26 protein-coding genes and 1 tRNA gene are annotated in these 24249 nt (G+C 66.6%); 19 read left to right on the top strand and 8 right to left on the bottom strand.

Annotated features, from left to right (window positions below):
* Positions 1–3 precede the first annotated feature (3 nt).
* The 3 genes from HWX32_RS07615 (at position 4) to HWX32_RS07605 (ending at position 2122) form a co-directional block, all read left to right on the top strand.
* Entirely contained in the window at positions 4–1278 is a 1275-nt protein-coding gene (locus HWX32_RS07615) for a S1C family serine protease (RefSeq protein WP_175935395.1), read from the top strand.
* Positions 1279–1343: 65 nt separating this feature from the next.
* Positions 1344–1898 carry a molybdenum cofactor biosynthesis protein B gene (locus HWX32_RS07610; protein ID WP_075466047.1) on the top strand — a complete coding sequence of 185 codons (555 nt, stop codon included), beginning with the start codon at positions 1344–1346 and terminating at the stop codon, positions 1896–1898.
* Positions 1899–1909: 11 nt separating this feature from the next.
* On the top strand, positions 1910–2122 hold the full coding sequence (locus HWX32_RS07605) for a hypothetical protein (RefSeq protein ID WP_082259692.1): 213 nt from the start codon (positions 1910–1912) through the stop codon (positions 2120–2122).
* On the opposite strand, the gene mscL is transcribed toward HWX32_RS07605, so the two are convergent.
* The 3 genes from mscL to HWX32_RS07590 are packed head-to-tail and all read right to left on the bottom strand — an operon-like array spanning position 2110 to position 3831.
* A complete protein-coding gene (gene mscL / locus HWX32_RS07600; protein WP_075466049.1) occupies positions 2110–2544 on the bottom strand; it encodes a large conductance mechanosensitive channel protein MscL in 435 nt (144 codons plus the stop codon). The two genes, HWX32_RS07605 and mscL, sit on opposite strands and share 13 nt — an antisense overlap.
* A gap of 1 nt (position 2545) precedes the next feature.
* A complete protein-coding gene (locus HWX32_RS07595) occupies positions 2546–3184 on the bottom strand; it encodes an SAF domain-containing protein (RefSeq protein ID WP_175935394.1) in 639 nt (212 codons plus the stop codon).
* A 59-nt stretch (positions 3185–3243) separates the two neighbouring features.
* Entirely contained in the window at positions 3244–3831 is a 588-nt protein-coding gene (locus HWX32_RS07590; RefSeq protein WP_175935393.1) for a 5-formyltetrahydrofolate cyclo-ligase, read from the bottom strand.
* 64 nt (positions 3832–3895) lie between these two features.
* On the opposite strand from HWX32_RS07590, the gene HWX32_RS07585 reads away from it, so the two are divergent.
* The 5 genes from HWX32_RS07585 (at position 3896) to HWX32_RS07565 (ending at position 8526) form a co-directional block, all read left to right on the top strand.
* Positions 3896–4897, top strand: a complete 1002-nt coding sequence (locus HWX32_RS07585) for a UTP--glucose-1-phosphate uridylyltransferase (RefSeq protein WP_175935392.1) — start codon at positions 3896–3898, stop codon at positions 4895–4897.
* 14 nt (positions 4898–4911) lie between these two features.
* Positions 4912–6243 carry a gephyrin-like molybdotransferase Glp gene (glp, locus tag HWX32_RS07580; protein WP_175935391.1) on the top strand — a complete coding sequence of 444 codons (1332 nt, stop codon included), beginning with the start codon at positions 4912–4914 and terminating at the stop codon, positions 6241–6243.
* Between the two features lie 12 nt (positions 6244–6255).
* Positions 6256–6903 carry a GNAT family N-acetyltransferase gene (locus HWX32_RS07575; protein WP_175935390.1) on the top strand — a complete coding sequence of 216 codons (648 nt, stop codon included), beginning with the start codon at positions 6256–6258 and terminating at the stop codon, positions 6901–6903.
* A 103-nt stretch (positions 6904–7006) separates the two neighbouring features.
* Complete coding sequence (gene glpR / locus HWX32_RS07570) at positions 7007–8326, top strand: gephyrin-like molybdotransferase receptor GlpR (RefSeq protein WP_175935389.1); 1320 nt, start codon at positions 7007–7009, stop codon at positions 8324–8326.
* A 127-nt stretch (positions 8327–8453) separates the two neighbouring features.
* A tRNA-Ala gene (locus HWX32_RS07565) sits at positions 8454–8526 on the top strand.
* A gap of 577 nt (positions 8527–9103) precedes the next feature.
* Here HWX32_RS07565 and HWX32_RS07560 read toward each other — a convergent pair.
* Positions 9104–9436 carry a metal-sensitive transcriptional regulator gene (locus tag HWX32_RS07560; protein WP_175935388.1) on the bottom strand — a complete coding sequence of 111 codons (333 nt, stop codon included), beginning with the start codon at positions 9434–9436 and terminating at the stop codon, positions 9104–9106.
* A 26-nt stretch (positions 9437–9462) separates the two neighbouring features.
* Between HWX32_RS07560 and HWX32_RS07555 the strand changes: the two genes are divergently transcribed.
* Entirely contained in the window at positions 9463–10083 is a 621-nt protein-coding gene (locus HWX32_RS07555) for a cation transporter (protein WP_175935387.1), read from the top strand.
* Positions 10084–10141: 58 nt separating this feature from the next.
* Here the strand turns inward: HWX32_RS07555 and HWX32_RS07550 are convergent, their stop codons facing one another.
* Complete coding sequence (locus HWX32_RS07550) at positions 10142–10759, bottom strand: DNA-3-methyladenine glycosylase I (RefSeq protein ID WP_175935386.1); 618 nt, start codon at positions 10757–10759, stop codon at positions 10142–10144.
* 52 nt (positions 10760–10811) lie between these two features.
* On the opposite strand from HWX32_RS07550, the gene HWX32_RS07545 reads away from it, so the two are divergent.
* A complete protein-coding gene (locus HWX32_RS07545) occupies positions 10812–11219 on the top strand; it encodes a DoxX family protein (protein WP_175935385.1) in 408 nt (135 codons plus the stop codon).
* Positions 11212–11844 carry a zf-HC2 domain-containing protein gene (locus HWX32_RS07540; RefSeq protein ID WP_175935384.1) on the top strand — a complete coding sequence of 211 codons (633 nt, stop codon included), beginning with the start codon at positions 11212–11214 and terminating at the stop codon, positions 11842–11844. Before HWX32_RS07545 ends, HWX32_RS07540 begins: the two co-directional genes overlap by 8 nt.
* Positions 11845–11901: 57 nt before the next feature.
* Here the strand turns inward: HWX32_RS07540 and HWX32_RS07535 are convergent, their stop codons facing one another.
* Positions 11902–13461, bottom strand: coding sequence for a dolichyl-phosphate-mannose--protein mannosyltransferase (locus tag HWX32_RS07535; RefSeq protein WP_254868359.1), 1560 nt, complete (start codon positions 13459–13461; stop codon positions 11902–11904).
* Between the two features lie 92 nt (positions 13462–13553).
* Here HWX32_RS07535 and rsmI point away from each other — a divergent pair, with 92 nt between their 5' ends.
* The 3 genes from rsmI (at position 13554) to metG (ending at position 18257) form a co-directional block, all read left to right on the top strand.
* On the top strand, positions 13554–14426 hold the full coding sequence (gene rsmI / locus HWX32_RS07530; RefSeq protein WP_175935383.1) for a 16S rRNA (cytidine(1402)-2'-O)-methyltransferase: 873 nt from the start codon (positions 13554–13556) through the stop codon (positions 14424–14426).
* An 87-nt stretch (positions 14427–14513) separates the two neighbouring features.
* Positions 14514–16328: a BCCT family transporter gene (locus HWX32_RS07525; RefSeq protein WP_175935382.1), complete on the top strand. Its 1815-nt coding sequence runs from the start codon at positions 14514–14516 to the stop codon at positions 16326–16328.
* A gap of 84 nt (positions 16329–16412) precedes the next feature.
* The gene (gene metG / locus HWX32_RS07520; protein WP_254868335.1) at positions 16413–18257 is read left to right on the top strand and encodes a methionine--tRNA ligase; all 1845 of its coding nucleotides are present in this window, start codon (positions 16413–16415) and stop codon (positions 18255–18257) included.
* Positions 18258–18293: 36 nt separating this feature from the next.
* On the opposite strand, the gene HWX32_RS07515 is transcribed toward metG, so the two are convergent.
* Together HWX32_RS07515 and HWX32_RS07510 are read right to left on the bottom strand one after the other, a co-directional pair.
* Complete coding sequence (locus HWX32_RS07515) at positions 18294–18620, bottom strand: hypothetical protein (RefSeq protein WP_131820159.1); 327 nt, start codon at positions 18618–18620, stop codon at positions 18294–18296.
* A 10-nt stretch (positions 18621–18630) separates the two neighbouring features.
* Complete coding sequence (locus HWX32_RS07510; protein ID WP_175935380.1) at positions 18631–19011, bottom strand: DUF3806 domain-containing protein; 381 nt, start codon at positions 19009–19011, stop codon at positions 18631–18633.
* Between the two features lie 12 nt (positions 19012–19023).
* Here HWX32_RS07510 and HWX32_RS07505 point away from each other — a divergent pair, with 12 nt between their 5' ends.
* The 5 genes from HWX32_RS07505 to HWX32_RS07485 all read left to right on the top strand — a co-directional run bounded on the left by HWX32_RS07505 (position 19024) and on the right by HWX32_RS07485 (position 24237).
* Positions 19024–19854, top strand: a complete 831-nt coding sequence (locus tag HWX32_RS07505; protein WP_175935379.1) for a TatD family hydrolase — start codon at positions 19024–19026, stop codon at positions 19852–19854.
* Positions 19855–20070: 216 nt separating this feature from the next.
* Positions 20071–21225 (top strand): resuscitation-promoting factor, encoded by a 1155-nt coding sequence (locus tag HWX32_RS07500; RefSeq protein WP_175935378.1) that lies wholly within the window; start codon positions 20071–20073, stop codon positions 21223–21225.
* Positions 21226–21261: 36 nt separating this feature from the next.
* Positions 21262–22110: a 16S rRNA (adenine(1518)-N(6)/adenine(1519)-N(6))-dimethyltransferase RsmA gene (gene rsmA, locus HWX32_RS07495; RefSeq protein ID WP_175935377.1), complete on the top strand. Its 849-nt coding sequence runs from the start codon at positions 21262–21264 to the stop codon at positions 22108–22110.
* Positions 22103–23068 (top strand): 4-(cytidine 5'-diphospho)-2-C-methyl-D-erythritol kinase, encoded by a 966-nt coding sequence (locus HWX32_RS07490; RefSeq protein ID WP_254868334.1) that lies wholly within the window; start codon positions 22103–22105, stop codon positions 23066–23068. Before rsmA ends, HWX32_RS07490 begins: the two co-directional genes overlap by 8 nt.
* 47 nt (positions 23069–23115) lie before the next feature.
* On the top strand, positions 23116–24237 hold the full coding sequence (locus tag HWX32_RS07485; protein ID WP_175935375.1) for an exonuclease domain-containing protein: 1122 nt from the start codon (positions 23116–23118) through the stop codon (positions 24235–24237).
* Positions 24238–24249: the final 12 nt, after the last annotated feature.

Raw genomic sequence — 24249 nt, 5'->3', positions numbered from 1 at the left:
CTTATGACTAATGCGTTTCCTCCCCGCGACCCTGCCCAAAACGGCGACACCTCGAGCTTTCCCCGTTATGAGGAGCCGCAGGACCAGCGGTACACGCAGCCACAGTACGAGGTTCCCCCGGTGGCGCAGACCCAGCCCCAACAACCGCCGAAGCCGCAGAAGAAGCAGCGCGGCGGGGCGGGAACCGCGTTCGCGGTGGCGCTTGTCACCGCGCTGCTAGCCGGGGCGGGTGCCGGTTACCTCGCGGGCACTGCGGGAAGCGGCGGCTTCGGCGGCCTCGGTGGCGCTGAAACGAAGGAGCCGGAAAACGCGCTGGAGAACCCGAGCGTGGCCAAGCCGGCCGAGGCACCGGAGGGCTCGGTGGAGCAGGTCGCGGCGAACGTGCTGCCGGCTGTGGTGTCCATCGAGGTGGGCACGTTGCGCGGTGGGGCGGAGGGTTCCGGCTCCATCATTTCCTCCGACGGGTATGTGTTGACCAACCACCACGTCATCGCGGATGCGCAGGACCCGCGCGCCGAGATCATGGTCACGCTTAACGACGGCTCCCGCCACCCGGCCGCATTCGTCGCCTCCGATGTGAACACCGATGTCGGTGTGATCAAGATTGAGGGCGTGGACAACCTGCCGGTGATCCAGTTCGGCAACTCCGACGACCTGAGAGTGGGCCAGCAGGTGGTAGCGGTTGGTTCGCCGCTGGGGCTCTCCGCGACGGTGACCACCGGTATCGTTTCGGCGCTGAACCGCCCGGTGCGTGCGTCGCAGGGCGGGGGAGAAAGCTCCCTGATGGACGGCATCCAGACCGACGCCGCGATCAACCCAGGTAACTCCGGTGGCCCTTTGGTGGATATGAACGGCAACCTCATCGGGATGAACTCCGTGATTGCGTCGCTGTCCACCGGCGGCTTCGGCTCGCAGGGCCAAGCAGGTTCCATCGGCCTCGGGTTTGCTATCCCGTCGAACTTCGCCAAACGCGTAGCGGACCAGCTCATCCAGAACGGCCAGGCAAGCCAGCCGATGCTGGGCGTGCAGGTATCCATCATGCAGGACACCACGGGCGGCGCCGTCGTGGCGGGCGTCGAGCCGGGCAGCCCGGCCGATGATGCAGGTCTGGTCCCGGGCGACGTGATTACGCGCCTTGACGACAGGCCCATCGATTCGGCGGACGCACTCATTGCAGCCACCCGTTCGCAGGACTTCGGGCAGACGGTCACCTTGCAGGTGGAGCGCGAAGGAGAAAATGCGCCCATTCCGGTAGATGTGACCTTGAGTTCAGAGTAAGTTCATCACAGGGAAAACCCACTTACCGGTCCACGCACACCACCCATTTGACGGGAGCTGCACCCATGCCCGAACTGTTCGACACTCTGGACTTTTCCGAGCCGGACGACGCCACTTTGCGCGAGCTGGAAAGCGATACCCCCAGTCAGCCGTGCGCGATTGTCGTGCTGGTGGGCGATAGGCGCTACGACGCGCCGGGCGACAACACCGACCAGATGGTGGTGGAGCTGCTGGAGGAGTTCGGCTTTCAGATCGACGGCGTGGTGCGCGTGAAGTCGAAGAAGTCCGAGATCCGCAAAGCGATTGAGACCGGCGTGGTCGGCGGGGTGGATCTCGTGCTCACCCTGGGCGGCACCGGCGTGGGCGCGCGCGACAAGACGCCGGAGGCTACCCGCGCGGTGATCGACACGATGGTGCCGGGCGTGGGCCAGGCGATCCGCTCCTCGGGCCAGGCGTGCGGCGCGGTGGACGCCTGCACCTCCCGCGGCATCTGCGGCGTGTCCGGTTCGACGGTGGTGGTCAACCTCGCGTCTTCGCGACAGGCGATTCGCGATGGCGTATCGACGATGGCTCCGCTCGTCGCCCACCTCATCGATGAGCTCAACCGCCACAGCGTTTAGCCTGGCAGCTGGTGGAAGGCAACGGAGTGCGGCAACGACGACGCGCAGCGCGTAAGTCACCGGTGGACTATGACCGTCAGGCGGATAGGCCGGCCAAGGATGCGTCGATAAGCAATAGCTCCCTCGACTCGGTGCGCGACGTCGTGCTGGACGACGACGCGGAGGAGGCGCTGACCGGCCGCGAGTTTTACGAGGCCGAGCGGCCGCCGCACTACGGCGACTGAGTCGGCGCGCCGGGGGTGCCCTGCTGCTTGCTGGCGAGCAGGTCGCGGATTTCGGTGAGCAGCTCAGTGTCCGTGGGTTCTGGGGTTTCCTTGTCGATGCCGCGGCGTTCCTTTTCGAAGGCCTCGATCTTGTTGCGCGGGACGATGAGCACAAAGTAGATCACGGCGGCGATGAGCAGGAAGTTGATCACTGCGGTGATTACGGCGCCGAAATTGACGAAGGTGGCGTTGTTGCCCGGGATGATGCGGAAGCCCAGCCCGTCGTCGCTGAAGTCCACGCCGCCGATGGAGGCGACGAGGGGGTTGATGATCGCGTCGGAGAACGACGTGACCACGGCCGTGAAAGCGGCGCCGATGACCACGCCGACCGCCATGTCGATGACGTTGCCGCGCAGGATGAAGTCTTTGAAGCCTTGAAGCATGTTAGGGGATCGTAGGGGGTGGCGCGGCCCCGCTCAACACGAGGGTCAAAGGCTCGCCCAGCGACGCCGCCGCAACCGCGGAGGCCTCAGACTGGCGCAGCAACACCAGCACGGTGCCCTCATCGCCGGTGGTAACCACCTTGCCGCCAGTGGCAACCACGCGCGGGCCCTGGCCGACCACGTCTACCTGGGCGCCGTGGTGCATCAGGGGGATGATGTCGGGTTCGGCGAGCGGCACTGGAACCATGGAGAACGGCTCGCCAGGTGGCGCATCGGCGAGTAGCGCGGCGGAGAGATCCGGTCCGACGAGTCGGGTCGTGGTGACCACCTCGCCGCGGGCGGCTGCGGCGGCAAGCAGCTGGCCCTCGGCGAGCGCGGTCTCGCGCAGCGCGTTCTCCGGCACCATGTCGGGCGGGAGGCGGCGCAGCTCCAGGTCGTCGGCGGAAAGCGTGGTGCCGGGTGCGACCTCGCGCGCGAAGGTGACTACGTACGGGTCTGCGTGGGCGGCGTTGATGAGAGCGCTGCCCAAGGCGGCGACGAGGAGTGCGAGAGCTAACGCGCGCCGCAGAATCACGGAGCGGCGGTGGCCGGGTGTGCGCAGTTGGTCGGTGAACTTTTCAAGGCGTGTGGAGATGTCCATGTGTTTTGGACGCTCGCGCGCCTGCCCCGGTTCCCTCGCACCACGAAAAACGGCGGGCTTTACAGGAAGTAGAACCCGTCCTGGGTAATCACGGCGTCGACCGGAACGTCGTGGGCGTCGTGCGGGACGCAGTCCACGACTTCGTCTGCATACACCACGGCGGCAACCGGCACGCGGCGCCCGCCCGGCTCACCGAGCGAAGTAAGGGCCCGGTCGTAGTAGCCCGCGCCCTTGCCCAAGCGCATGCCGTGGGAATCCACGGCGAGTGCAGGAACGACAATGAGACCGCAGGAACGCAGCACCGCGGAGGTAAACCGCGGTCCGGTTGGTTCCGTCACCCCGAGCGCGCCCGCGACAGAAGCGTCCGCGCCACCGCCTGCCTCCGACCACGCGAGGCGGCCTTGCGCGAGCGAGATGGGCAGCCACACGGTGCGGGCGTGAGTAGCCAGCCGCGCCGCGAAATCGGCAGGCCCGGGTTCTGAGGGCAGCGGGTTGTACGCGGCGACATTCGTGCCGTCGGCCCCGCAGGCGGAGATGCATGCGAGGGTGTGGGTGGCCACGGCCGCGTCGTAAAGCTGCTTCTGCTCCTGCCGCAACCCCTTGCGTGCCGCGACGTGGGCCGACCGCATGCTTTCCTTCGAAACCATTGGACCGCCTTTCCTCTCGAGTCGCACGCGGCTAGGCGGGTGCTGGACGCTAAGCTTGCTACTTATGCAGAATTCTACTGAACAGCCCACCGGCCACGGCGTGAAGACCGTGGTGGTGCCGGCCGCGGGGATGGGGACCCGCTTCCTGCCGGCCACGAAGACTGTGCCGAAGGAGCTGCTGCCTGTTGTAGACACGCCGGGCATTGAGCTGATCGCCGAGGAAGCCGCGGCACTGGGCGCGCAGCGCCTGGCCGTGGTGGTCGCGCCGAACAAGCAGGAGATCATGCGCCACTTCGGCGAATTCGACGAGCTGCGCGACCGGCTGCTCGAGCGCGGTAAGCAGGAGCAGGCGGACAAGGTTAGCCGCGCGAACGGGCTTATCGACGCTGTGGCGGTCACCCAAGACGCCCCGCTCGGCCTCGGCCACGCGGTGGGCTGCGCGGAATCAGCGCTGGGCGACGACGAAGACGTGGTGGCCGTCATGCTGCCTGACGACCTCGTGCTGCCCGCAGGCGTGATGGAGAAGATGGTGCGCGTGCGCGAAGCCCTCGGCGGCTCGGTGCTGTGCGCCTTCAACGTTGAGCGCGAGGAGGTGTTCAACTACGGCGTCTTTGATGTTGAGGACGTTGAGGACGTCGCGGGGGCTGAGGGCGACGCGCAGTTCGAAGGCTTCGAGGTCAAACGCGTGCGAGGCATGGTGGAAAAGCCGGCGGTGGAGGACGCGCCGTCCACCCTGGTGGCCACGGGCCGCTACCTGCTTGACCGCGCAGTGTTCGACGCGTTGCGCCGCATCACGCCCGGCAAGGGTGGGGAGCTGCAGCTCACCGACGCGATCGAGCTGATGATCTCCGAAGGTCACCCCGTGCACGTGGTGGTGCACGTGGGCAAGCGCCACGACCTTGGCAACCCGGGCGGCTACATCCCGGCGAACGTGGACTTCGGCCTACACGACGAAAAGTACGGACCGGCGCTCTACCCGGTGCTCAAGCGCATCATCGCGGAGTACGAGGCGGAGCACCCTGAGGCGGCGTCGGAGTTTCAGACGCGGTTTCAGGCCCGCGGCTAATTAAGGTTTAAGCCATGCGCAGCGTTGATGAGCAGCTTGCAATGGTGGTTGATGCGGCGGTGGTGCCGGAGCCGATCCGGGCGTCGCTGACCGACGCGCTCGGCTTGATGTGCGCCGAGGAAGTCACCGCCTCGCACCCCGTGCCGGGTTTCGCGCAGGCGGCTGTCGACGGCTTCGCGGTGCGCGCCGTGGACGTCGGTGGGGCCGTGGGCTTGCGCCCGCGCACCGCGCCTGACGAGGACGGCGACGCTGACGCTATTGCTGCTACTGCCCCTGCTGCCCCTGCTGCCCCTGGGGCGCCCCAGCCCGCCCGCGAGCAATCGCTGCCGGTGGTGGGGGAGGTGCCCGCGGGTTCGCAAAAGCCGCTGCGGCTGCAGCCGCGCCAGGCGGTGCGCGTGGCAACAGGCGCGCCACTTCCCACCCTCGCCGACGCGGTGCTGCCGCTGGAGTGGACCGACCGCGGCCGCAGGCGTGTCACCCCGCAACGCCCGGTGGCCACCGGAGATTTCGTACGCGCGCCCGGCGCGGACATCCAGCCCGGCGACGTTGCCGTACGCCAGGGCGCGGTGCTCGGGCCTGCGCAGATTGGCTTGGCCGCTGCCGCGGGGCGCGACAAGGTGCTCGTCTACCCGCGTCCGCGCGTGACCGTGCTGTCCTACGGCCTTGAGCTGGTCGACCTGGAGCGCGAGCCCGGCCAGGGGCAGGTCTATGACATCGCCTCCTACGTGGTGGCCGCGGCCGCGAAGGAAGCGGGCGCGGATGTCAGCCGCGTGGGCATCATGAACGCCGAACCGCGTCAGTTGCGCGAGACGCTCAATACCCAGATCGCGCGCAGCGAGGTGATCATCGTCACCGGCGCGGTGGGCGGTTCCGGCGCGGCGCCGCTGCAGGACATCCTGCGCGAGCTCGGTGAAATCGACACCGCTCGCGTGGCCATGCACCCCGGGTCCGTCCAGGGCTTCGGGCTGCTGGGGGAGGAGCGCATCCCCACGTTCCTGCTGCCGAACAACCCGGTGGCGGCCCTTGTGATCGCGGAGGCCATCGTGCGCCCCGCCATCCGCCGCTCGCTGGGCAAGTCCGCGTTGTCGCGGCGCACGGTGCCTGCGCGTTCCATGCGCCCCATCGATTCGATCGCCGGGCGCCGCGGCTACGTGCGTGCCAAGCTGATGCGCGACGCTGACACCGGCGACTACCTGGTGGAATCGCTCAGCTCGCTCTCCGCTGGCCCAACCCACCTTCTAGCCGGGTTCGCGGAGGCCAACGCCATCATCCACATCCCGGAGGACGTCACGCACATCCGCCCGGGCGAGGTTGTGGACGTCGAGTTCCTCCGCCAGCGCAGCTAGCAGCGAAGCGCCATGTTGGACCTTTTCCGCGAGCCCACCCCGGGCTGGCCCGAGAGCACCCCGCAGGTCATCCTGCGCAGCGGCGAACGCATGCACCTGCGCCCGCTGCGCGCCTCCGACGGCGACGCGTGGTGCGGCTGCCGCATCGTGGACGAGGCCTGGCTCAAACCCGTCGAGCCCACCGTCGACGGCACCTGGGAGTCCGCCCACAGCTACACGGCGTGGCGCAACAACTGGCTCAACCTGAAGCGCATGGCCGGCAGGGGCCACGTAGTGCCGATGGTCATCGAGGTCGAAGGCCACTTCGCGGGCCAAGTCACCCTGGGCAACATCCAGCACGGCATCGTGTCCGAGTGCTGGATCGGCTACTGGGTCCACTCGCCGTACATGGGCCGCGGCGTAGCTACAGCCGCGTGCGCGCTCGGCGTGGACCACGCCTTTCACCGTGTGGGCATGCACCGCGTCACCGCGACCTACCTGCCGTACAACCCGGCCTCGGGGCGGGTGCTTGAGGCCAACGGGTTCGTCGAGGAGGGCTACATGCGCCGCAACCTGCACATCGACGGCGCGTGGCGCGACCACCACTTCGTCGCCTTAAACGCCGACGACTTCAAGGTGCCCGCAGTCGAGCGGCAGCGCCGCGCCGGGAACCTGAAATAACGGTGAATTTTCGCGGGGAGGTCGGCGCGCCGGGCCGTCGATAAGCAATTGCCCTTATAGCGTTGGGGTTCAACTCACTATCCTGCGGAAAGGTGGCACCTCAGTGGGCAGCCCGAGCCTTATGATCGTCCTGATCCTCGTTGTGTGGATCATCGTTTTAGCCCCGCTCGCGGTAGGCAACAGCAAGCCGATCCGCCGCTCCGGCGAAGGCTACGAAGAAACGCGCGTGCTGCACGAAGGCGGCACCGCACCGATGCCCACGCGGCGCCGGCCGAAGCTCACGGCCGCCGACATCCACCGCCACGGCGAGGAGGATGACTACGAGCTCGTCGAGGCAGTCGAGGAGGAGCAAGTGCTTATCGACGATGCTCCCGCCCTACGCATCTTCCCCCAACGCGAACACGCCGCCGACGAGCCGGCGGAGGCTCCCGCGCACATCGACGGCGAAGTGATCGAGCACGTCGAGGACGAGGTCAATGACGAGGACGAGGTCGAGGCTGATGCTACGGCTGACGACGCTTCGGTTGACGCCGATGTCGCCGCCGCTGCCTCCTCCGGCTCCACCGCGATCTCCGTGCTGCAGGACACGGAGCAAGAGCAGGGCCTGGAGGACGAGCAGGAGCGCTACGACCTCGAGGAGTCCTACGCCGGGCCGGAGGACTACGGGTACGCCGCAAATGAACCCGAGGCGGATGGGGACGCGGTCGACGAGGCTGCGGTTGCCAACGCGGAGACTGAAGAAGGACTCGAGGACGTAGACGGCGAAGTGCTCGACGCCGACGCTGGCCCCGATGCGGAAACCGACGCTGACGCTGAAGCCGATCCTGAGGCTGAGACCAGTGTCGAGGCAGACGAGGACGACCTGGCCTTCGCCGCTGCCCGCCGTGGCCGCGGCGGCTACGACCCGGAGCGCGAGCTCACCACCACAGCCACCCGTTTCCAGCGCCGCCAGCGCACACTGCTTGCGCTGATCGCAGCGTGTGTTGTGACCTTCGTCGTCGCATTTGTAGCTGGCGGTTGGACCTGGGCACTTCCCGCAATTGCCGTTGGACTGACGGTGTGGTTCATGGTGGCGCTGCGACGCGTCGTGCTGCAGGAGCGTGCGCTTCGCGAGCGTCGCCTGCGCCAGCTGCGCCGCGCCCGCCTGGGTGTAGTGACCGCGGAGTCGGAGCAGGTCCGGCGCTCCCGCCGCGGCGCGTCCACCGTGGTTGACCTCGACGACGAGCACCCGGACTTCTCGGCATTGCCCACCGCCCGCCCGACTGAGGCCCCGACGCCTTACGGCGACACCAACGACCGCGAGCGCTTCGGCGCCGGACGCTTCGGTGGTCGCTCTGGTGGTCGCTTTGGCGCCGACCACGACGGCGACGGTGACCACGACCGCGACGGTCTCGACGACGGCTACGGCGCCCGCGCCAGCTAACTGCGTGGCACCGCCGAGTCGACACGTATTAGCCACGTAATCGCCCCGTAAACGCCCCGTAAACGCCCAGTTCAGACGTGCGATTTAGTGCGCACACGGGAAAGGAGTAACGTTCTTTCCCAGCAAAGGGGCTATAGCTCAGTTGGTAGAGCGTTGCGTTCGCAATGCAAAGGTCAGGGGTTCGATTCCCCTTAGCTCCACAAGAGAAACCGCAGGTCACAAGGCCTGTGGTTTCGTCGTTTAATTCCGCTTCGCGTGCTGGGGGTATCGCGCGGTGCTTTGGTTTCGCTGCTAGGTGCGCTGGCGTCTACAGGAAACGCTGGCGTCTACAGGAAACGCTGGCGTCTACAGGAAACGCTGGCGTCTACAGGAAACGCTGGCGTCTACATTCAATTTTCGCGAAGTAGATCCCAGCGTTGAGGTCTACTTCAAAAGCCCTGGTCACTGAATCTCTGGGGTCTACTTCAAACGCTGGCGTCTACTTCGCGGGGTGCTTAAAGTAGACCCCAGCGCTGGGGTCTACAACTGCGTGCATGTGAACGGCGCCGCGCCAACTTCGGCCGCGCCAGCAACGACAGCGCCTACATCAGCCGCGCCAGCAACGGCCGCACCAGCATCGGCCGCGCCAGGAACGGCGCCGCGCCAGCAACGGCCGCACCAGCATCGGCCGCGCCAGGAACGGCGCCGCGCCTACATCAGCTGCGCCAGCAACGGCCGCGCTGTACGCGCGCGGACCCGGTCCTGGCTCCGGAACGCCCCCGACCCCCCGAGGCGGGGCTACTTCACCAGCCGGGCGATGGCGGCGCTGGCCTCCTTCAGCTTCGCCTCCGCGTCGTCGGTGTTTTCGCGGAGGGCGGAGGTGACGCAGTGGGCGAGGTGGTCGTCGAGAAGCGCAAGCGCGACGTTTTCGAGTGCGGAGTTCACGGCGCTGATTTGGGTGAGGATGTCGATGCAGTACGCGTCCTCGTCCACCATCCGGTAAATGCCGCGCGTTTGTCCTTCGATGCGCTTCAGCCTGGCAAGGTAGCGGGACTTGTCGCTGATGTAGCCGTGCTGATGTGCGTCGTCGCAGCCGCACTGCTGGCACTGTTGTTCGTTCTGGTTGGCCATGGCGCTGCAGTGTACCCCTCGGGGGTATGCTGCTGACCCTGAATGCTCAACGTATCCGTCGCGCGGTGCTTATCGTCGCGCCGCTGAACTTCGCGTACTTCTTCGTGGAGTTCGCGGCCGCGATTGCGATCGGCTCCGCGTCGCTGTTCGCCGATTCCGCCGACTTCCTCGAGGACACCGCGATCAACCTGCTGGTTTTCTTCGCGGTGGCATGGCCGCCGGAGCGACGCCGCAAGGTGGGTGCCGTACTTGCCGGGCTGATCCTTATCCCGGCTGTGGCGGCAATCGTGATGGTGGTGGTGAAGATCGTCAGCCAGGAGCCGCCGTCGCCGGAGGGACTGACGGGCGTTGCTGTGGGTGCGCTGCTGGTCAACGTGATCTGCGCGGTGATTCTGCTGCGGTTGCGCGAGGAGGAGTCTTCGCTTGCCACCGGTGCGTGGCTCGCGGCGCGTAACGACGCGGTGGCGAACGTGCTCATCATCGCTGCGGGCCTGCTCACGTTCGTGTGGCCGACCGCGTGGTTCGATATCGTGGTCGGCGCGATCATCGCCGCGATCAACCTGTCGGCCGCCAAGGAGGTCTGGGAGGCATCCCGCGAGGAGCACGACTCCATCGAGGAAGCGTTTGCGGACATGGACGACGACTAAGGGGCAATCGCTTATCGACGCTCGCTTAGCGACGCCCAGTCAGCCGCACAGCCCGTGCCTACGCCCACACCCCGGACGCGCCGCGGCGCCACGTGCCGATGAGGTTCGTGTCCAAGATCCCCACGGACTCCATTAGCGCGTACATGGTCACGGGTCCGACGAAGGTGAACCCGCGCGCTTTGAGGTCGCGCGCGAGCTGGCGCGATTCCTCCGACTGGGTGGGCACCTCCTCCATCGCGCGGGGCGCCGGAGTCTCCGATGGCTGGTAGGACCACACGAATTCCCCGAGGTGCACGCCTTCCTCGCGCAGCTTCAACGTCGCCTGAGCGTTCGTCACTGCTGCTTGGAGTTTGCGGCGGTTGCGGATGAGGTTTGCGTCGTCAAGCAAATGCTCAATGCTCATCCCTGCGACCTTGTCAGGTTCGAAGCCGTGGAACGCGTGGCGCAGCGCGTCGCGTTTTTGCAGGATGAGCCGCCACGACAGGCCGACTTGGAAGCCTTCGAGGCAGATGCGTTCGAACATGCCGGCTTCGTTGCGCACGGGCATGCCCCATTCGGTGTCGTAGTAGTGGCGCAGCAGGTCGTCGTGGGCGGCCCAGGGCGGGCGCGCGAGCCCGTCGTCGCCGACGACCGGCCAGCCGTGGAGTTCCGTCTGTTCGTCTTCTTGTTGTGTCATATGTATTGGACTTGTTTTAAGGCGGTTCGGTTCCATGGTTATGCTAATTGGCATGAATCGGCCCGCTGTCCGCGACTTCGCCCTGCTTTTGCTGCGGTGTGTGCTGGGCGTGGTGTTCGTGGCGCGCGGTTACCAGCACTGGTTCAGCGAGGGCATGGCGGCGACGGGGCGCGAGTTCGCGGGTTACGGCGTGCCGGCCCCGCAGGCGTCGGCGTTTGTGGTGGGCACTGTCGAGCTGATCGGCGGCACGTTTTTGGCCATTGGGCTTTTGACCACCATTGTTGCGTCCGTGTTGGCGCTGCTTGTGGTGGCGGCGGGCTACTTCGTGCATTTGGGCAACGGGTTTTTCGCGGAGCAGGGCGGGGTGGAGTACCCGCTGGTGCTCACCGCGGCGTTGCTCATCCTCGTGGTGTTCGGCACCGGCCGTGCGAGCTTGGACGGGGTGTTAACGCGTGATTAGGCACGAGGAGGTCCAGGCGGCGCTCTCGGCGCGCATTGATGGGGAGCAATCGCTTATCGACGACGCCGTGGTCGACGCCCACCTGTCCAACTGCACCCAGTGCCAGGCTTTTTTCGAGCGCGCGCTCGCGCTGTCTGAGCGTTTGAACGGCGGCGAGGGCGAGATGGCGCCGCCGCAGGACCTGTCGGCGGTGATCCTGGCCGGGGTGGACGACGAGTGGCGCCGGATCTCCCAGCAGCGCGCGCTCACCCTGGCTGTGGGCAAGGTGCTGTTGGGTGTGATGACCGTGGTGTGGGTCGTGTGGGCCGTGCGGCTGTTGGTTAGCGGGGGCGACGACCCGGTGGCGGCCTCTGCCGCGTCCGTGCGCCTTGGCGTGGCGCTCGCGCTCGGTGTGACCGCCTGGCGGCCCGCGCAGATCCCCGGCGTGCTGCTCATCGTGGGCACGATGTGCACGTTCAACATCGGCTACGCGTTGCGCGAGGCGGTGCTTTCCACCGGTGCGAGCTCGCCTGCAGTGGTGTTTATCCCCCTGCTTACCTTGCTGGCGCTGACATGGACGTGGGCGGCGGACCGCGGCTTCGGTCTGCGCCGTTGGTGGCGAATGCTCAGCGCCAACCCGCAGTAGACTCGCAACCCAAAGTAGACCCGCAGGCCCTAGCCGGTGCCAGCCGGCGCGAGTCGGTTACTGCCAGCTGGGCAGCCACATCAGGGACTGGTAGTAGCCCTCCGGCACCGTGAAGCCGTAGAAGATGGGGGACCAGTAAATAAACGCGGCCACCACGGCGGCGAGGTAGACCACGGCGGCAAGCTGGCCCCAGCGCATTTCAAACCCTGCGAGCTTTCGCACCCAGCCCCAGGTGACAGGCCCACCGCGCTTCGATAGCTCGCCGAGCGCGAGAGCGATAAGCACGATGGTAAACGGCACCAGCGCGATGGCGTAGAAGAAGTACATCTGGCGGTCGAAGGCGGCCAGCCACGGCACGAAGCCGGCCATGAACCCGATGAACGGGACAATCACGCGGAAGTCCTTGCGGGTGAGCCACACCCATGCGGCCCACAGCAACACCGGGATGGTCAGCCACCAGATGATGGGTGTGCCGAACATGTAGATCATCTCGCGGCACGTGCCGTCGCCCACCGGGCATTCCAGGTCGGTGGCGGAGTAGTAGAGGATGGGGCGCGCCGAGACGAGCCACGCCCACGGCTTGGAGTCCCACGGGTGCGAGTGCCCGCCGGAGGAGGTCAGGGAGCTGTGGAAGTCCAGCACTGAGAAGTGGTAGTACAGCCACCCCGCCGCGGGCTCAGGCAGGTGGGAAAGCCAGGGCCAGTCGGAGTCGGCGATGGTTCCGTCGGCAAGCGAGTGCCTGTACACGGACGTCTCGGAGGCGAACCAGGCGCGCCAGGACCAGATGTACAGCAGCGCCGGGATGAGCACGATGGAGGCGAGCGCCGAGGGGACGTCGCGAAGCAACGTGCCCGCAACCGGCTTTTCCACCCCGTACTTTCGGCGCAACCACAAATCCCAAAACGAGCTCATCAGCCCGAAGAACATGATGTAGTACAGGCCCGACCACTTCACGGAGAGCGCGAGCCCCAAAAGCACGCCGGTGGCGAAGCGCCACCAGCGGAACCCCATGCGCGGGCCGTACGGGCCGGTGCCCTCCAGCTTTCCGGCCAGCCACGCGTCGTGCCAGCGGTGGTGCACCTGGCGCATGTCGCCGACGATCGTCCAGGCCGCCATGACCACAAAGAGCACCTGGAAGATATCCAGCATGCCGAACTTCGCGGCGACCAGCAGCACGCCGTCGAAGATGGCGATGATGCCCGCCACAATCGCGATGTTCGTGGACTGCGACAACCGGCGCGCAAGCAGGAAGATGAACACAATCACGGCGGTGCCGAACAACGCGGTCATGATGCGCCAGCCCAGCGGCGTGTAGCCGAAGATCATCTCGCCCGCCGCCAGCAGTTGCTTGCCCAGCGGCGGGTGCACCACCAAGCCGTAGGCGGGGTTGGATTCGATTCCGCCGAGCACGATGTTGAAGTGGCTGCGCACCATGTCCCAACCCTGCGGCACGTAGTGCTTCTCGTCGAAGACCGGGGTGCCGGAGCTGGTGGGCTGGGTCAGCCCGATGAAGCGGGTGAGTAGCGCGACTACGCCGATCACCCACGCTGCGATGGTGTCGCGGCGCGTCCAAGGCGAGTCGACCGGCGCTTTGGGGTCCGGGCGGTTGGGCCGCACGGCCGGGGTGGAGGTGGCGTGCGTGTCGGGGAGGGGCGCAATTGTGGTCACGGCTCAAAGATTCTAGCGCCTGCTGCGTACACTCAAGGCCCATGGTCGCACCGCACGATGCACTCGATGCCGATTCCGCCCGTCTTCCCGCCCGCGGGGTGGTGCTCGCCGCCACGCCGCTGGGCAACATCGGGGACGCCTCCGACAGGTTGCGGGCGGCGCTCGCGGGCGCCGATGTGGTGGCTGCGGAGGACACCCGCCGCACGCGTGCACTCGCCGCGGCGCTGGGGGTGGAGATCACCGGCCGGGTGGTGAGCAACTTCGACCACAACGAGGACGCGCGCGCCGCCGACCTTATCGCCGCGGCACGAAACGGGGTGGTGCTGGTGGTCACGGACGCGGGCATGCCGATTGTCTCCGACCCGGGGTTGTCGATTGTTGCGGCGGCGCACGACGCTGACGTGCCGGTGACGTGCATCCCGGGGCCATCGGCGGTGACCACTGCGCTCGCGCTGTCCGGGCTGAATGTGGGCCACTTCATCTTCGACGGCTTCGCTCCGCGCAAATCCGGCGCGCGCCGCGCCTGGCTGGAATCGCTGGTGCAGGAGCGTCGCGCGGTGTGCTGCTTCGAGTCGCCGCACCGCATCGAGCAGTTGCTTATCGACGCAGCCGCGGTACTTGGCCCCGACCGTCGCGCCGCGGTGTGCCGCGAGCTGACGAAGACGTACGAGGAGGTCAAACGCGGCGCGTTGGGCGAGCTGGCCGAGTGGGCCGCCGAGGGTGTGCGCGGCGAGATCACGCTTGTGATCGAAGGTGGCGCCGCGAAGCAAGCAGAGCCGGAAGAGTTGTTGGGGGCCGTAGCGGAGCTCGTCGATAATGGCGCGCGCTTGAAAGACGCCGTGAAAGAAGTGGCCAAGGCCAACGGGGTAAAGGTCGGCGATTTATACGACGCGGCACTGGCGAACCGGGAGTAGCGCACCGCCGCCCGGCTAGCGAGGTCACCGGGATTACGTTAACCTGCCAAAGTTCCAGATTTCCTGAAACTTTGTAAGGAGAATCCTATGACGCAGCGTGAGGCGCAACGGGATCCGCACGATCCGCACGCGCAACCGCACTCGCCGGACCCGCAACTGGAGAATGATCCGACTGCCCCGGAACCCTCGGCCACCAGCGAGCTCGCCTCGCTGCTGCAGGCCGAGAACACCGGCAACCGCGGCGAGACCGAAGACCCGGAGGAAAACACCCCGCTGCAGTCCGAGGACGACTCGGCGCCGGTCAACTGGGCGATCGTGGTGCCGCTGGCCGTCATCGTGGCCGGGGTGGTGCTGTGGGGACTGCTCGCCCCGGCACACTTCTCCGACTTCTCCGACGCCGCGTTTACCTGGGTGATTGAGAACTTGGGCTGGGCGTTCGTGTTCTTCGGCACCGCGTTCGTCGCGTTCGTGCTGGTCATCGCCTTCTCCGGCTTCGGCCGCATCCGCCTCGGCGCGTCCGGGGAGCGCCCCGAATTCAAGACGTCGTCGTGGGTTGCGATGATGTTCGCCGCCGGCATGGGCATCGGCCTGATGTTCTACGGCGCGGCGGAGCCGCTGGCCATGTACCGCGACGGCGTGCCGGGCCACGAGCCGAACGAAGTAGGCACCGCCATGGCGCAGACCATGTTCCACTGGACGCTGCACCCCTGGGCGGTCTACGCCATCTTGGGCCTGGCCATCGCGTACTCCACGTTCCGCCTCGGGCGCAAGCAACTGTTGTCCTCCGCGTTCATCCCGCTGATCGGGGAGGAGCGCGCGAACGGATGGCTGGGGCAGCTTATCGACGGCTTCGCGGTCTTTGCCACCATCTTCGGCACCGCATGCTCCCTGGGCTTGGGCGCCCTGCAGATCTCCTCGGGCCTTGAGGCGTCCGGGTTTGTGGACAACCCCTCCACGAAACTGACTATCGGCATCGTCTCCGTGCTCACGCTCGCGTTCCTGCTGTCCGCGATGTCGGGTGTGTCCAAGGGCATTCAGTGGCTGTCCAACACGAACATGGTCATCGCCGCTATTTTGGCCATCTTCGTGTTCGTGATGGGCCCGACGGTTGCGCAGCTCAACATGCTGCCCACGGCCCTAGGCAACTACCTGCAGAACTTCTTCGAGATGGCGGCCCGCACCGCCGAGTCCGCCGACGGCGAGGCCGGCGAGTTCCTCTCCGGCTGGACCATCTTCTACTGGGCCTGGTGGATCTCCTGGTCGCCGTTCGTGGGCACCTTCCTGGCGCGCATCTCCCGCGGCCGCACGGTGCGCGAGTTCTGCCTCGGCATCCTGCTCGTGCCTGCCGGTTTGTCCACCGTCTGGTTCGCCATCTTCGGCGGCACCGCGATCAAGCTGGAGCAGTCCGGCAACTCCATCTACGGCGACGGCACGAACGAGCAGCAGCTGTTCAACCTGCTGCACGCCCTGCCCGGCGGCTACGTGGTTGGAATCTTCGCCCTGATCTTGCTGGCCACCTTCTTCATCACTTCGGCGGATTCGGCTTCCACGGTGATGGCCTCGCTGACGCAGAACGGTAAGTCGGATCCGAAGCCGTGGCTCGCCGCCGTGTGGGGCCTGGCCACCGCGTTCGTCGGCCTGACGCTGCTCATCTCCGGCGGGTCCGACGCGCTGAACTCGCTGCAGTCGGTGACCATCGTCGCCGCCACCCCGTTCCTGTTCATCCTCGTCGCGCTGATGTTCGCGATTGTGAAGGACATGTCCAACGACACGATCTACCTGGACCAGAAGGAACAGGAGCGCTTCAACCGCCAGCTGGCCATCGAGCGCCGCATGCACCGCGACCAGATGGAGCTGGAGGCGCGCAAGCGCGAGCTGAAGGGGCGGTTTAGCCGCAGCTAGCGTTTCGCCCCTTCCCGCCCTAGGGCGGACGGCCCCGGACGGCACGTTGAGTGCTGTCCGGGGCCATAACTTATGCTTGAAGCCATGACTTCACCTGACACCAACAACAACGTTCTCGTGTGCGTTGCCTGGCCGTACGCCAACGGCCCGCGCCACATCGGCCACGTCGCCGGCTTCGGGGTGCCCTCCGATGTCTTCGCCCGCTACCAGCGAATGACCGGCAAGAACGTGTTGATGGTCTCCGGCACAGACGAGCACGGCACGCCCCTGCTGGTGCAGGCGGACAAGGAAGGCGTGACGGTCAAGGAGCTCGCGGACCGTTACAACGAGCAGATTGTGAAGGACCTGGCCGGTCTTGGCCTGTCTTACGACCTGTTCACCCGCACCACCACGCGTAACCACTACGCGGTGGTCCAAGAGTTGTTTAAGGGCCTCAACGCGAACGGCTACATGCTGCGCGAGACCACCCAGGGCGCGATCTCCCCGTCGACGGGGCGCACGCTGCCGGACCGCTACATCGAGGGCACCTGCCCGATCTGCGGGGCGGGCGACGCGCGCGGCGACCAGTGCGACACCTGCGGCAACCAGCTCGACCCGGCGGACCTGATCAACCCGGTGTCCAAGATCAACGGGGAGACCCCGGAGTTCATCGAGACCGAGCACTTCATGCTCGACCTGCCTGCGCTGCACGACGCGCTGGAGGCGTGGCTGACCACCCGCGAGGATTGGCGCCCGAACGTGCTGAAGTTTTCGCTGAACCTGCTTGAGGACATGCGCCCGCGCGCGATGACCCGCGACATCGACTGGGGGATTCCGATTCCGGTGGAGGACTGGCAGGACAACCCGTCGAAGAAGCTCTACGTGTGGTTCGACGCCGTGGTGGGCTACTTGTCTGCGTCCATCGAGTGGGCGCACCGCATCGGCAACCCGGAGGCGTGGAAGGACTTCTGGCAGGACCCGTCCACCGAGGGGTACTACTTCATGGGCAAGGACAACATCACCTTCCACTCCCAGATCTGGCCCGCCGAGCTGCTCGGCTACGCGGGTAAGGGTTCCAAGGGCGGCGAGGCCGGGCCGTTGGGCGAGCTCAACCTGCCGACCGAGGTCGTCTCGTCGGAGTTCCTCACCATGTCCGGCTCGAAGTTCTCCTCGTCGAAGGGCGTGGTGATCTACGTCAAGGACTTCCTCGAAGAGTTCGGCGCCGACCCGCTGCGCTACTTCATCGCGGTTGCGGGCCCGGAGAACAACGACACCGACTTCACGTGGGATGAGTTCGTCCGTCGCGTGAACAACGAGCTGGCAAACGGCTGGGGCAACCTGGTGAACCGCACAGTGTCCATGGCGCACAAGAACTTCGGCCAGGTGCCCGCGCCGGGCCCGCTGGAGGAGTCGGACGAGCGCATCCTTGCACTCGCCGCCGAGACCTTCGACGCGGCCGGGGCGGACTTGAGCCTGGCGCACTTCAAGGCGGCCATCACCAAGATCATGCACGTCGTCGGCGAGGCGAACGCCTACATCGCGGAGCAGGAGCCGTGGAAGTTGGCGAAGGATGACGCGCAGCGCGAACGCTTGGCGACGGTGCTGTGGACCGCTCTGCAGGTGGTCTCCGACTGCAATGCGATGCTCACCCCGTTCCTGCCGCACACCGCGCAGAAGGTGCACGAGACTCTGGGCCGCAGTGGTGTGTGGGCGGCGGAGCCGCGCATCGAGGAGGTCGTGGACGACGCGGACTACGACCTCGTGGGCGTGGGCCTGCCGGAGAAGGGCCAGACCTACCTCACCATCACCGGCGATTACACCCAGCAGCAGGCCGTCTGGAAGCGCGTGGACGTGGAGCCGGGCACGGAGCTTGCAAAGCCGCAGCCGCTGGTGGCGAAGCTGGACCCGGAGCTCGGCGAGACCGGCCCCGCCTGGGCGCCGGTGCAGTAGGCGAAGCCAGCGTAGAAGGCACGTGACGCCTACCGGCTAGAGGTCGCCGGTGTACTCCTCGACGCGGACGCCGGTTCCCCCGGCCTCGACGTTCTCACCGGCCTCATCGCTGATGGGGACGAGCTGCACGAGTGGATCGCCGATGTCGCCGATGAGGGGTTCGACCATGGGCAGGTCTGCGTCGTCAAGCGCAAAGCCCGCGCCCACCTCGCCCGAGCCGAAGTAGTAGATGCGCGCGGCTTTTGGGTTCGCGCCGACGGATTCCAAGAACTCGGCGATCTTCGGGAAGTAGACGTCCGCGAATGCGCGCAGCGCCTCCGGCTGGACGGTGTCGCGGGCGATGATGGCGGTGTGAGAAGACATGTCGCCCACCTTAAAGAAACTGCTCGAGGAACACGGTGAGCTTGCCGGGTTCTTCGTCCTCGAAGCGCTGGTCCACCACCACGAGCGGCGCGGTGTAATTCTCGCCGCGGGCGACGACGAGGTCGGTGCCGTAATCGTCGATAAGCAACTGCCATGCAAAACCCTCGTCGCGCACCAGTGCCTGCCCGAGCGCGGTGCCGAAAATGCGGGCCGTTTCGCCGCGGGGGAAGCTGCGCCGCACGTCGGCGGGCAGTGCGAGGTAGTCGGCGAGTTCCGCCTCGAACGAGGCGACGATGTCGCTTGCGTGGCCGTTGATGCCACGCCCGGCGGCTTCGGCGAGGTCGGCTTCGATCTGGGTGCGGGTGGCTGAATCGATGTCGGTGTATGCCATAGGGTTGATCCTATGAGCAAGAAGAAGCCGCGCCCCACTCCCGTGCCCGCCGAGCCGATCGCGGGGCTTATCGACGCGCACACGCACCTCGCCTCCTGCAAAGTGCCCACCGCGGAGCTGGTCGCCCGCGCGGCCGAGGCGGGGGTGAGGCGAATCTGCACCGTGGGCGACGGCTTAGAAGAAGCCGAGCTGGCCCTTAACGCTGCGCACGAGCACGAATCCGTCTTTGCGGCGTGCGCGATTCACCCGACGAAAGCCCACACGTTGGATGGCGCGGCCCGGGCCCGCCTCGAGGAAATGGCGGCCGACGAGCGTTGCGTGGCCGTGGGGGAGACCGGCATAGACACCTACTGGCTCAAGCATGACGCGGAATCCACCGCGCCGCTCGACGTGCAGGAGGAGGCGTTTCGCTGGCACATCGACCTGGCGGCGCGCTCCGGCAAGGCGCTGATGATCCACAACCGCGAGGGCGATGAGGAGATCATGCGCATTCTCGACGATGCCCCGCGACCCGAGCACGTGATCCTGCACTGCTTCTCCTCCCCGCTGGACGTGGCGAAGGAGGCCATCGAGCGGGGTTACGTGCTCAGCTTCGCCGGCAATGTCACGTTCAAGCGCAACGAAGAGCTGCGCGAGGCCGCCGCGCTCGCGCCGGCGGGGCAGTTGCTGGTGGAAACCGATGCGCCGTATATGACCCCGGAGCCGTTCCGCGGGGCGCGCAATGAGCCTTCTTTGATTGGGCATACCGCGAACCTGCTCGCGGAGGTGCGCGGGGTGGCCGTGGAGGATTTGGCGGCGGAAATCGGGGCGACCTTTAACCGGGTGTACGGGCTCGCACGCTAGTGCAAGGGCTGGGGCCAAGGTGTGGCGCAAGGGCTAGCGCAAGGGACTTGTGTGACGGGGTGTGACGCGAGCGAAAAGAGTGGCGCGCTTTCGTGTGAATGGCCTGTGAGCTGGGGCACCGCCCTTGTCTTCGCCGTTTCGTTACCGTACTGTTACCGGAGTTAGTCACTCGCTAAGCCGTACGAAAGCCCTCTAAGCCAAAGGATGCGTTGCCACATGACCCGTCAGACGAAGCGGATCAACCCGAAGACCTCGAAGGCGAAGCAGGTAGCGGTTGGTACCGTCGCCGGCGCCGTTTTGGTCGGCGGTGCGGGCACCGCGGTGGCGGCCCAGAAGCAGGTCATCGTCGAGGTCAACGGTGAGGCGCAGCAGGTGCGCACCTACGCGGGCGACGTTGCCGGCGCGCTACAGGCCGCTGGCGTTGAGGTGGCCCCGGCCGACTTGGTGTACCCGGCGCCGGGCGAAAACCTCTCCGGCGGTGACACCATCACCGTGCGCACCGCGAAGCCGGTTGCCGTGGTGATTGACGGTGTGGCGCAGCAGCTCACCTCCACCGCAGGTACTGTCGGCGAGCTGATGGACGAGGCTGGCATCGCCGTCGCGTCGGCTACCGACGTGGACCGCGACCACCCGGTCACTGAGGGCCTGAACGTGGACGTGACCACGCCGAAGATCGTCGCGCTTCGCGACGGTGGCGCGCTGACCTACGTCTCCGCACCGGCGAAGACGGTGGGCGACCTGCTCAAGGCCCGCGGGGTGACCTTCGACTCCAACGACCGTCTCAACGTCCCGCTCGACGCCCCGATCGCTGAGGGGATGGAGATCGTCCTCGACCGCGTGGATGTGTCCAACCGCACCGAGACGCTGCCGATCGACGCGCCGGTGGATTACATCGATGATGCCGAGATGGACGAGGGCACCGAGGAACTCGTCGAAGAGGGCAAGGCGGGTGAGAAGAAGCTCGTGCACCGCACGGTGACTGTCAACGGCGTGGTGGAGTCCGACGGCGTGGCCGAGGAGAAGGTCGTGCGCAAGGCGAAGCCGTCCGTGGTCAAGCGCGGCACGAAGCCGGCGGAGCGCGCGGCGGCCGGCAACACTGGCGCGGCCGCTCCCGCTGTGGCTGACGGCTCCGTGTGGGACGCGCTTGCCGCGTGTGAGTCCGGCGGTAACTGGGCGATTAACACTGGCAACGGCTACCACGGCGGCCTGCAGTTCAACGCCGGTACCTGGGCGGCATACGGCGGCACGGCGTACGCGCCGACTGCGGACCAGGCCACCCGCGAGCAGCAGATTGCCATCGCCGAGAAGACCCAGGCCGCACAGGGCTGGGGCGCATGGCCGGCCTGCTCTGCCTCGCTTGGCCTGCGCTAAGCGGCGCGCAGATAAGTCTGCGTTACGCTTTCACGCATGGCGCAATCCCACCTGTTAGGCCCCGCCCAGATCCGCGAGCTCGCTGCCGAGTTGGATGTCACGCCCACAAAGAAGCTGGGCCAGAACTTCGTCCACGACCCGAACACGGTGCGTCGCATCGTTGCCGCGGCGGATCTTTCGCCTGACGACGTGGTGGTGGAGGTAGGCCCCGGCCTGGGCTCGCTCACCCTGGGGCTACTCGACACCGCCCGCGAGGTCATCGCGTTAGAGATCGACCCGCGCCTTGCGGGCCGCCTTGAGCGCACCGCGCAGGAACGGGCCGGGGAATTCGCCGACCGCCTCACCGTCATTAACACCGACGCGCTGAAGGTCATGCGCGAAGACCTGCCTGCCGAACCGACAGCGCTGGTGGCTAACTTGCCCTACAACGTCGCGGTGCCGGTGTTGTTGCACTTGTTGGCTGAGGTGCCGTCGATAAGCAAAGTGCTCGTGATGGTGCAAAAAGAAGTGGCGGACCGGCTCGCGGCGAAGCCTGGCTCGAAGGTGTACGGCGTGCCGAGTGTGAAAGCGGCGTTCTACGGCGACGTTTCGCAGGCCGGCACGATTGGCAAGCACGTGTTCTGGCCCGCGCCGAACATCGAATCTGGGCTGGTGCGCATCGACGTGGACCCGGAGGTGGACCGCAGCTTGCGCGACGCGGTATTTCCCCTGGTGGACGCGGCGTTCGCTCAGCGACGCAAGACGTTGCGCTCCACGCTCGCAGGCGTGTACGGCTCGCCCGCGGATGCGGAGGAGGCGTTGCGCGCGGCCGGTATCGACCCAGGCCTGCGCGGCGAGAAGCTTTCCGTCGAGGACTTCATCGAGCTGGGGAGGCAGCGTGGATAAGCGAGTGTTCAGCGCCTCGGCCCCGGGCAAGGTGAACCTCCACCTCGGTGTGGGTGAGGTGCGCGCGGACGGCTACCACGACCTGGTGAGCGTCTTCCACGCAGTCGACCGCCGCGAGGTCGTGCGCCTACTGCCCACCGGCGAGTTTACGGAGGGGCCCGTGGTTGAAGCGATGGAGACGCGCTTTTTCGTCGATCAGCCGGACGAGGACATCGATGGGCCTGACAACCTCGCCTGGCGCGCAGTAGAGGCGGTGGCGGAGCAGATCCGCACCGAGAACACCGAGAGTGATGGGGCGACGTTAGCGCTGCCGAAGGTGCGCATCGAGGTGGATAAGCACGTCTTCGTCGCCGGTGGCATGGCAGGTGGCTCCGCAGACGCCGCGGCTGCGCTGGTGGCGGCGAACGCACTGATGGGCGAGTACGCCGAGCCGGTGGCTGATCTGCACCCGCTCGCAGCAACCCTAGGCGCTGACGTGCCGTTTTCCCTCATGGGCGGCACAGCTTTGGGTACGGGACGAGGCGACGAGCTGGTGGAGATGCTTTCGCGCGGCCAACTGCACTGGGTTTTTGTCAATCCGAAGGTAGGCATCTCCACCCCGGGGGCTTTTTCGCTTCTCGACGACCTCCGGTTCAACAATGCCTCCGTCGTCCCTCACCTCAACACCTCTGAGTTGTCCCAGGCGCTGACGTCCGGCGATGCGCAGCGGGTGGCGGCGGCGCTCCACAACGATCTCGAAGCGCCGGCGGTGACTATGCGCCCGCAGCTCGCTCGTCTACTCACCGTCGGCAACGAGGCTGGCCTGCGCGCGGTGGTCTCCGGATCTGGCCCGACGGTGGCGGTCCTGTGTAGCGACGAGGACCACGCGCGGTGGGTGGCTGAGCATCTTTTAGAGGAGTTCCCGGGGTATGAAATCTTCGTCGCCGCGGGCCCTGACCAGGGGGCTACGTTGCTTTAGCGAATGTATGTTCGCCTCGCGTCTTTCGTCCTACTAGGGTGCGGGGCATGCCGCTTCTCGACGCAACCCGCAACTACCTTCACGGCACCACCAGCGCGGTGGAAGCCAACCTCCGCGACCTCGCTGAACCGCCGGAACCGCAGTGGCGCCCGCCGGAATTTCGCGGGCGGCCGATCTGGGAGCACCTGCCCGAGATCGCGCGTCTGAAGCGCGGCGGCGAGCTGCGTGCAGCGCTCGCGCTGGCCGAAGGCTCGATGGACGCAATGCGGCAAGCGGCGCAACGCGACCCGTCGAACGTCTACGAGCTCTACGTGGTGGAGGTGGTAGCCCTGCAACAGGCGTTGCGAAGAGACCAGGACGCGGTAGCCACCATCACTGACTGGCTTGCTCTCGGGTTCGATCCGCCGCACCCCGACATGCGTGCCGATCTAGAAAAGCGTCTCGCGAAAGCAGAGGAGAACCTCGCCCGGCAGGCGGGCGCAGACCCGGCTCCGGCGCGGGCACGGTGGCGGGAGAAAGTGGCGCAGGCAAAAGCTATTCCGGCCACGCCGCGCGCGGAACTCACCGGGAGGGCGAGGCAGCCGCGGGTGAAGAAAGCGGCCCCGTCGATATGGATACCGCCCAAGGCTGAACTGCTTAAAGACACCTACGTCGCCGTGGATTTTGAGACTGCGAACCGCATCTCCGGCGCCTCTGCGTGCCAAGTCGCCATGGTGAAGGTTTCCGGTGGGGAAGTCGTCGATTCTTTCTGCACCTACCTGCGACCGCCGGAGGAGTACATCCTGTTCGAATTCAGCCACATCCACGGCATTTATCGCGGCGACGTGGAGGATGCGCCGAGCTGGTTCGACATTGCCGACGACGTGGTGGAGTTCGTGGGCGATGCACCCGTTTACGCGCACAACGCCACGTTCGATGCGTCGGTGTGGCGGGGCCTCGATCGCTACTACTTCACGGGCACGTACCCCAAGGCGTTTTACTGCACGTGCCGCATGAGCCGGCGCCTGCTTCCGGGGCTCGCGGACCACACGTTGCCGACGGTCACCGAGTACTGCGCCCCCGGTTTCGCACTGAACCACCACCGGGCTGACTCGGACGCGTTGGCTTGTGCGCATATCGTCGCGATGCTGCGACGTACTCGCACGCTGCACCATTTGCTGCCTGCGTAGAATGAACTCCCG

It is taken from the genome of Corynebacterium sp. Marseille-P4321, from assembly GCF_903645305.1.
Classification (GTDB): Bacteria; Actinomycetota; Actinomycetes; order Mycobacteriales; family Mycobacteriaceae; genus Corynebacterium.
This window is presented reverse-complemented; position numbering and strand designations above follow the sequence as displayed.

Bases quoted from the DNA above. Each gene is read 5' to 3' on its own strand.
- HWX32_RS07615 (WP_175935395.1), top strand. From the start codon at position 4: ATGACTAATGCGTTTCCTCCCCGCGACCCTGCCCAAAACGGCGACACC.
- HWX32_RS07610 (WP_075466047.1), top strand. From the start codon at position 1,344: ATGCCCGAACTGTTCGACACTCTGGACTTTTCCGAGCCGGACGACGCC.
- mscL (WP_075466049.1), bottom strand. From the start codon at position 2,544: ATGCTTCAAGGCTTCAAAGACTTCATCCTGCGCGGCAACGTCATCGAC.
- HWX32_RS07595 (WP_175935394.1), bottom strand. From the start codon at position 3,184: ATGGACATCTCCACACGCCTTGAAAAGTTCACCGACCAACTGCGCACA.
- HWX32_RS07590 (WP_175935393.1), bottom strand. From the start codon at position 3,831: ATGGTTTCGAAGGAAAGCATGCGGTCGGCCCACGTCGCGGCACGCAAG.
- HWX32_RS07585 (WP_175935392.1), top strand. From the start codon at position 3,896: ATGCAGAATTCTACTGAACAGCCCACCGGCCACGGCGTGAAGACCGTG.
- glp (WP_175935391.1), top strand. From the start codon at position 4,912: ATGCGCAGCGTTGATGAGCAGCTTGCAATGGTGGTTGATGCGGCGGTG.
- HWX32_RS07575 (WP_175935390.1), top strand. From the start codon at position 6,256: ATGTTGGACCTTTTCCGCGAGCCCACCCCGGGCTGGCCCGAGAGCACC.
- HWX32_RS07560 (WP_175935388.1), bottom strand. From the start codon at position 9,436: ATGGCCAACCAGAACGAACAACAGTGCCAGCAGTGCGGCTGCGACGAC.
- HWX32_RS07555 (WP_175935387.1), top strand. From the start codon at position 9,463: ATGCTGCTGACCCTGAATGCTCAACGTATCCGTCGCGCGGTGCTTATC.
- HWX32_RS07550 (WP_175935386.1), bottom strand. From the start codon at position 10,759: ATGACACAACAAGAAGACGAACAGACGGAACTCCACGGCTGGCCGGTC.
- HWX32_RS07545 (WP_175935385.1), top strand. From the start codon at position 10,812: ATGAATCGGCCCGCTGTCCGCGACTTCGCCCTGCTTTTGCTGCGGTGT.
- rsmI (WP_175935383.1), top strand. From the start codon at position 13,554: ATGGTCGCACCGCACGATGCACTCGATGCCGATTCCGCCCGTCTTCCC.
- HWX32_RS07525 (WP_175935382.1), top strand. From the start codon at position 14,514: ATGACGCAGCGTGAGGCGCAACGGGATCCGCACGATCCGCACGCGCAA.
- metG (WP_254868335.1), top strand. From the start codon at position 16,413: ATGACTTCACCTGACACCAACAACAACGTTCTCGTGTGCGTTGCCTGG.
- HWX32_RS07515 (WP_131820159.1), bottom strand. From the start codon at position 18,620: ATGTCTTCTCACACCGCCATCATCGCCCGCGACACCGTCCAGCCGGAG.
- HWX32_RS07510 (WP_175935380.1), bottom strand. From the start codon at position 19,011: ATGGCATACACCGACATCGATTCAGCCACCCGCACCCAGATCGAAGCC.
- HWX32_RS07505 (WP_175935379.1), top strand. From the start codon at position 19,024: ATGAGCAAGAAGAAGCCGCGCCCCACTCCCGTGCCCGCCGAGCCGATC.
- HWX32_RS07500 (WP_175935378.1), top strand. From the start codon at position 20,071: ATGACCCGTCAGACGAAGCGGATCAACCCGAAGACCTCGAAGGCGAAG.
- rsmA (WP_175935377.1), top strand. From the start codon at position 21,262: ATGGCGCAATCCCACCTGTTAGGCCCCGCCCAGATCCGCGAGCTCGCT.
- HWX32_RS07485 (WP_175935375.1), top strand. From the start codon at position 23,116: ATGCCGCTTCTCGACGCAACCCGCAACTACCTTCACGGCACCACCAGC.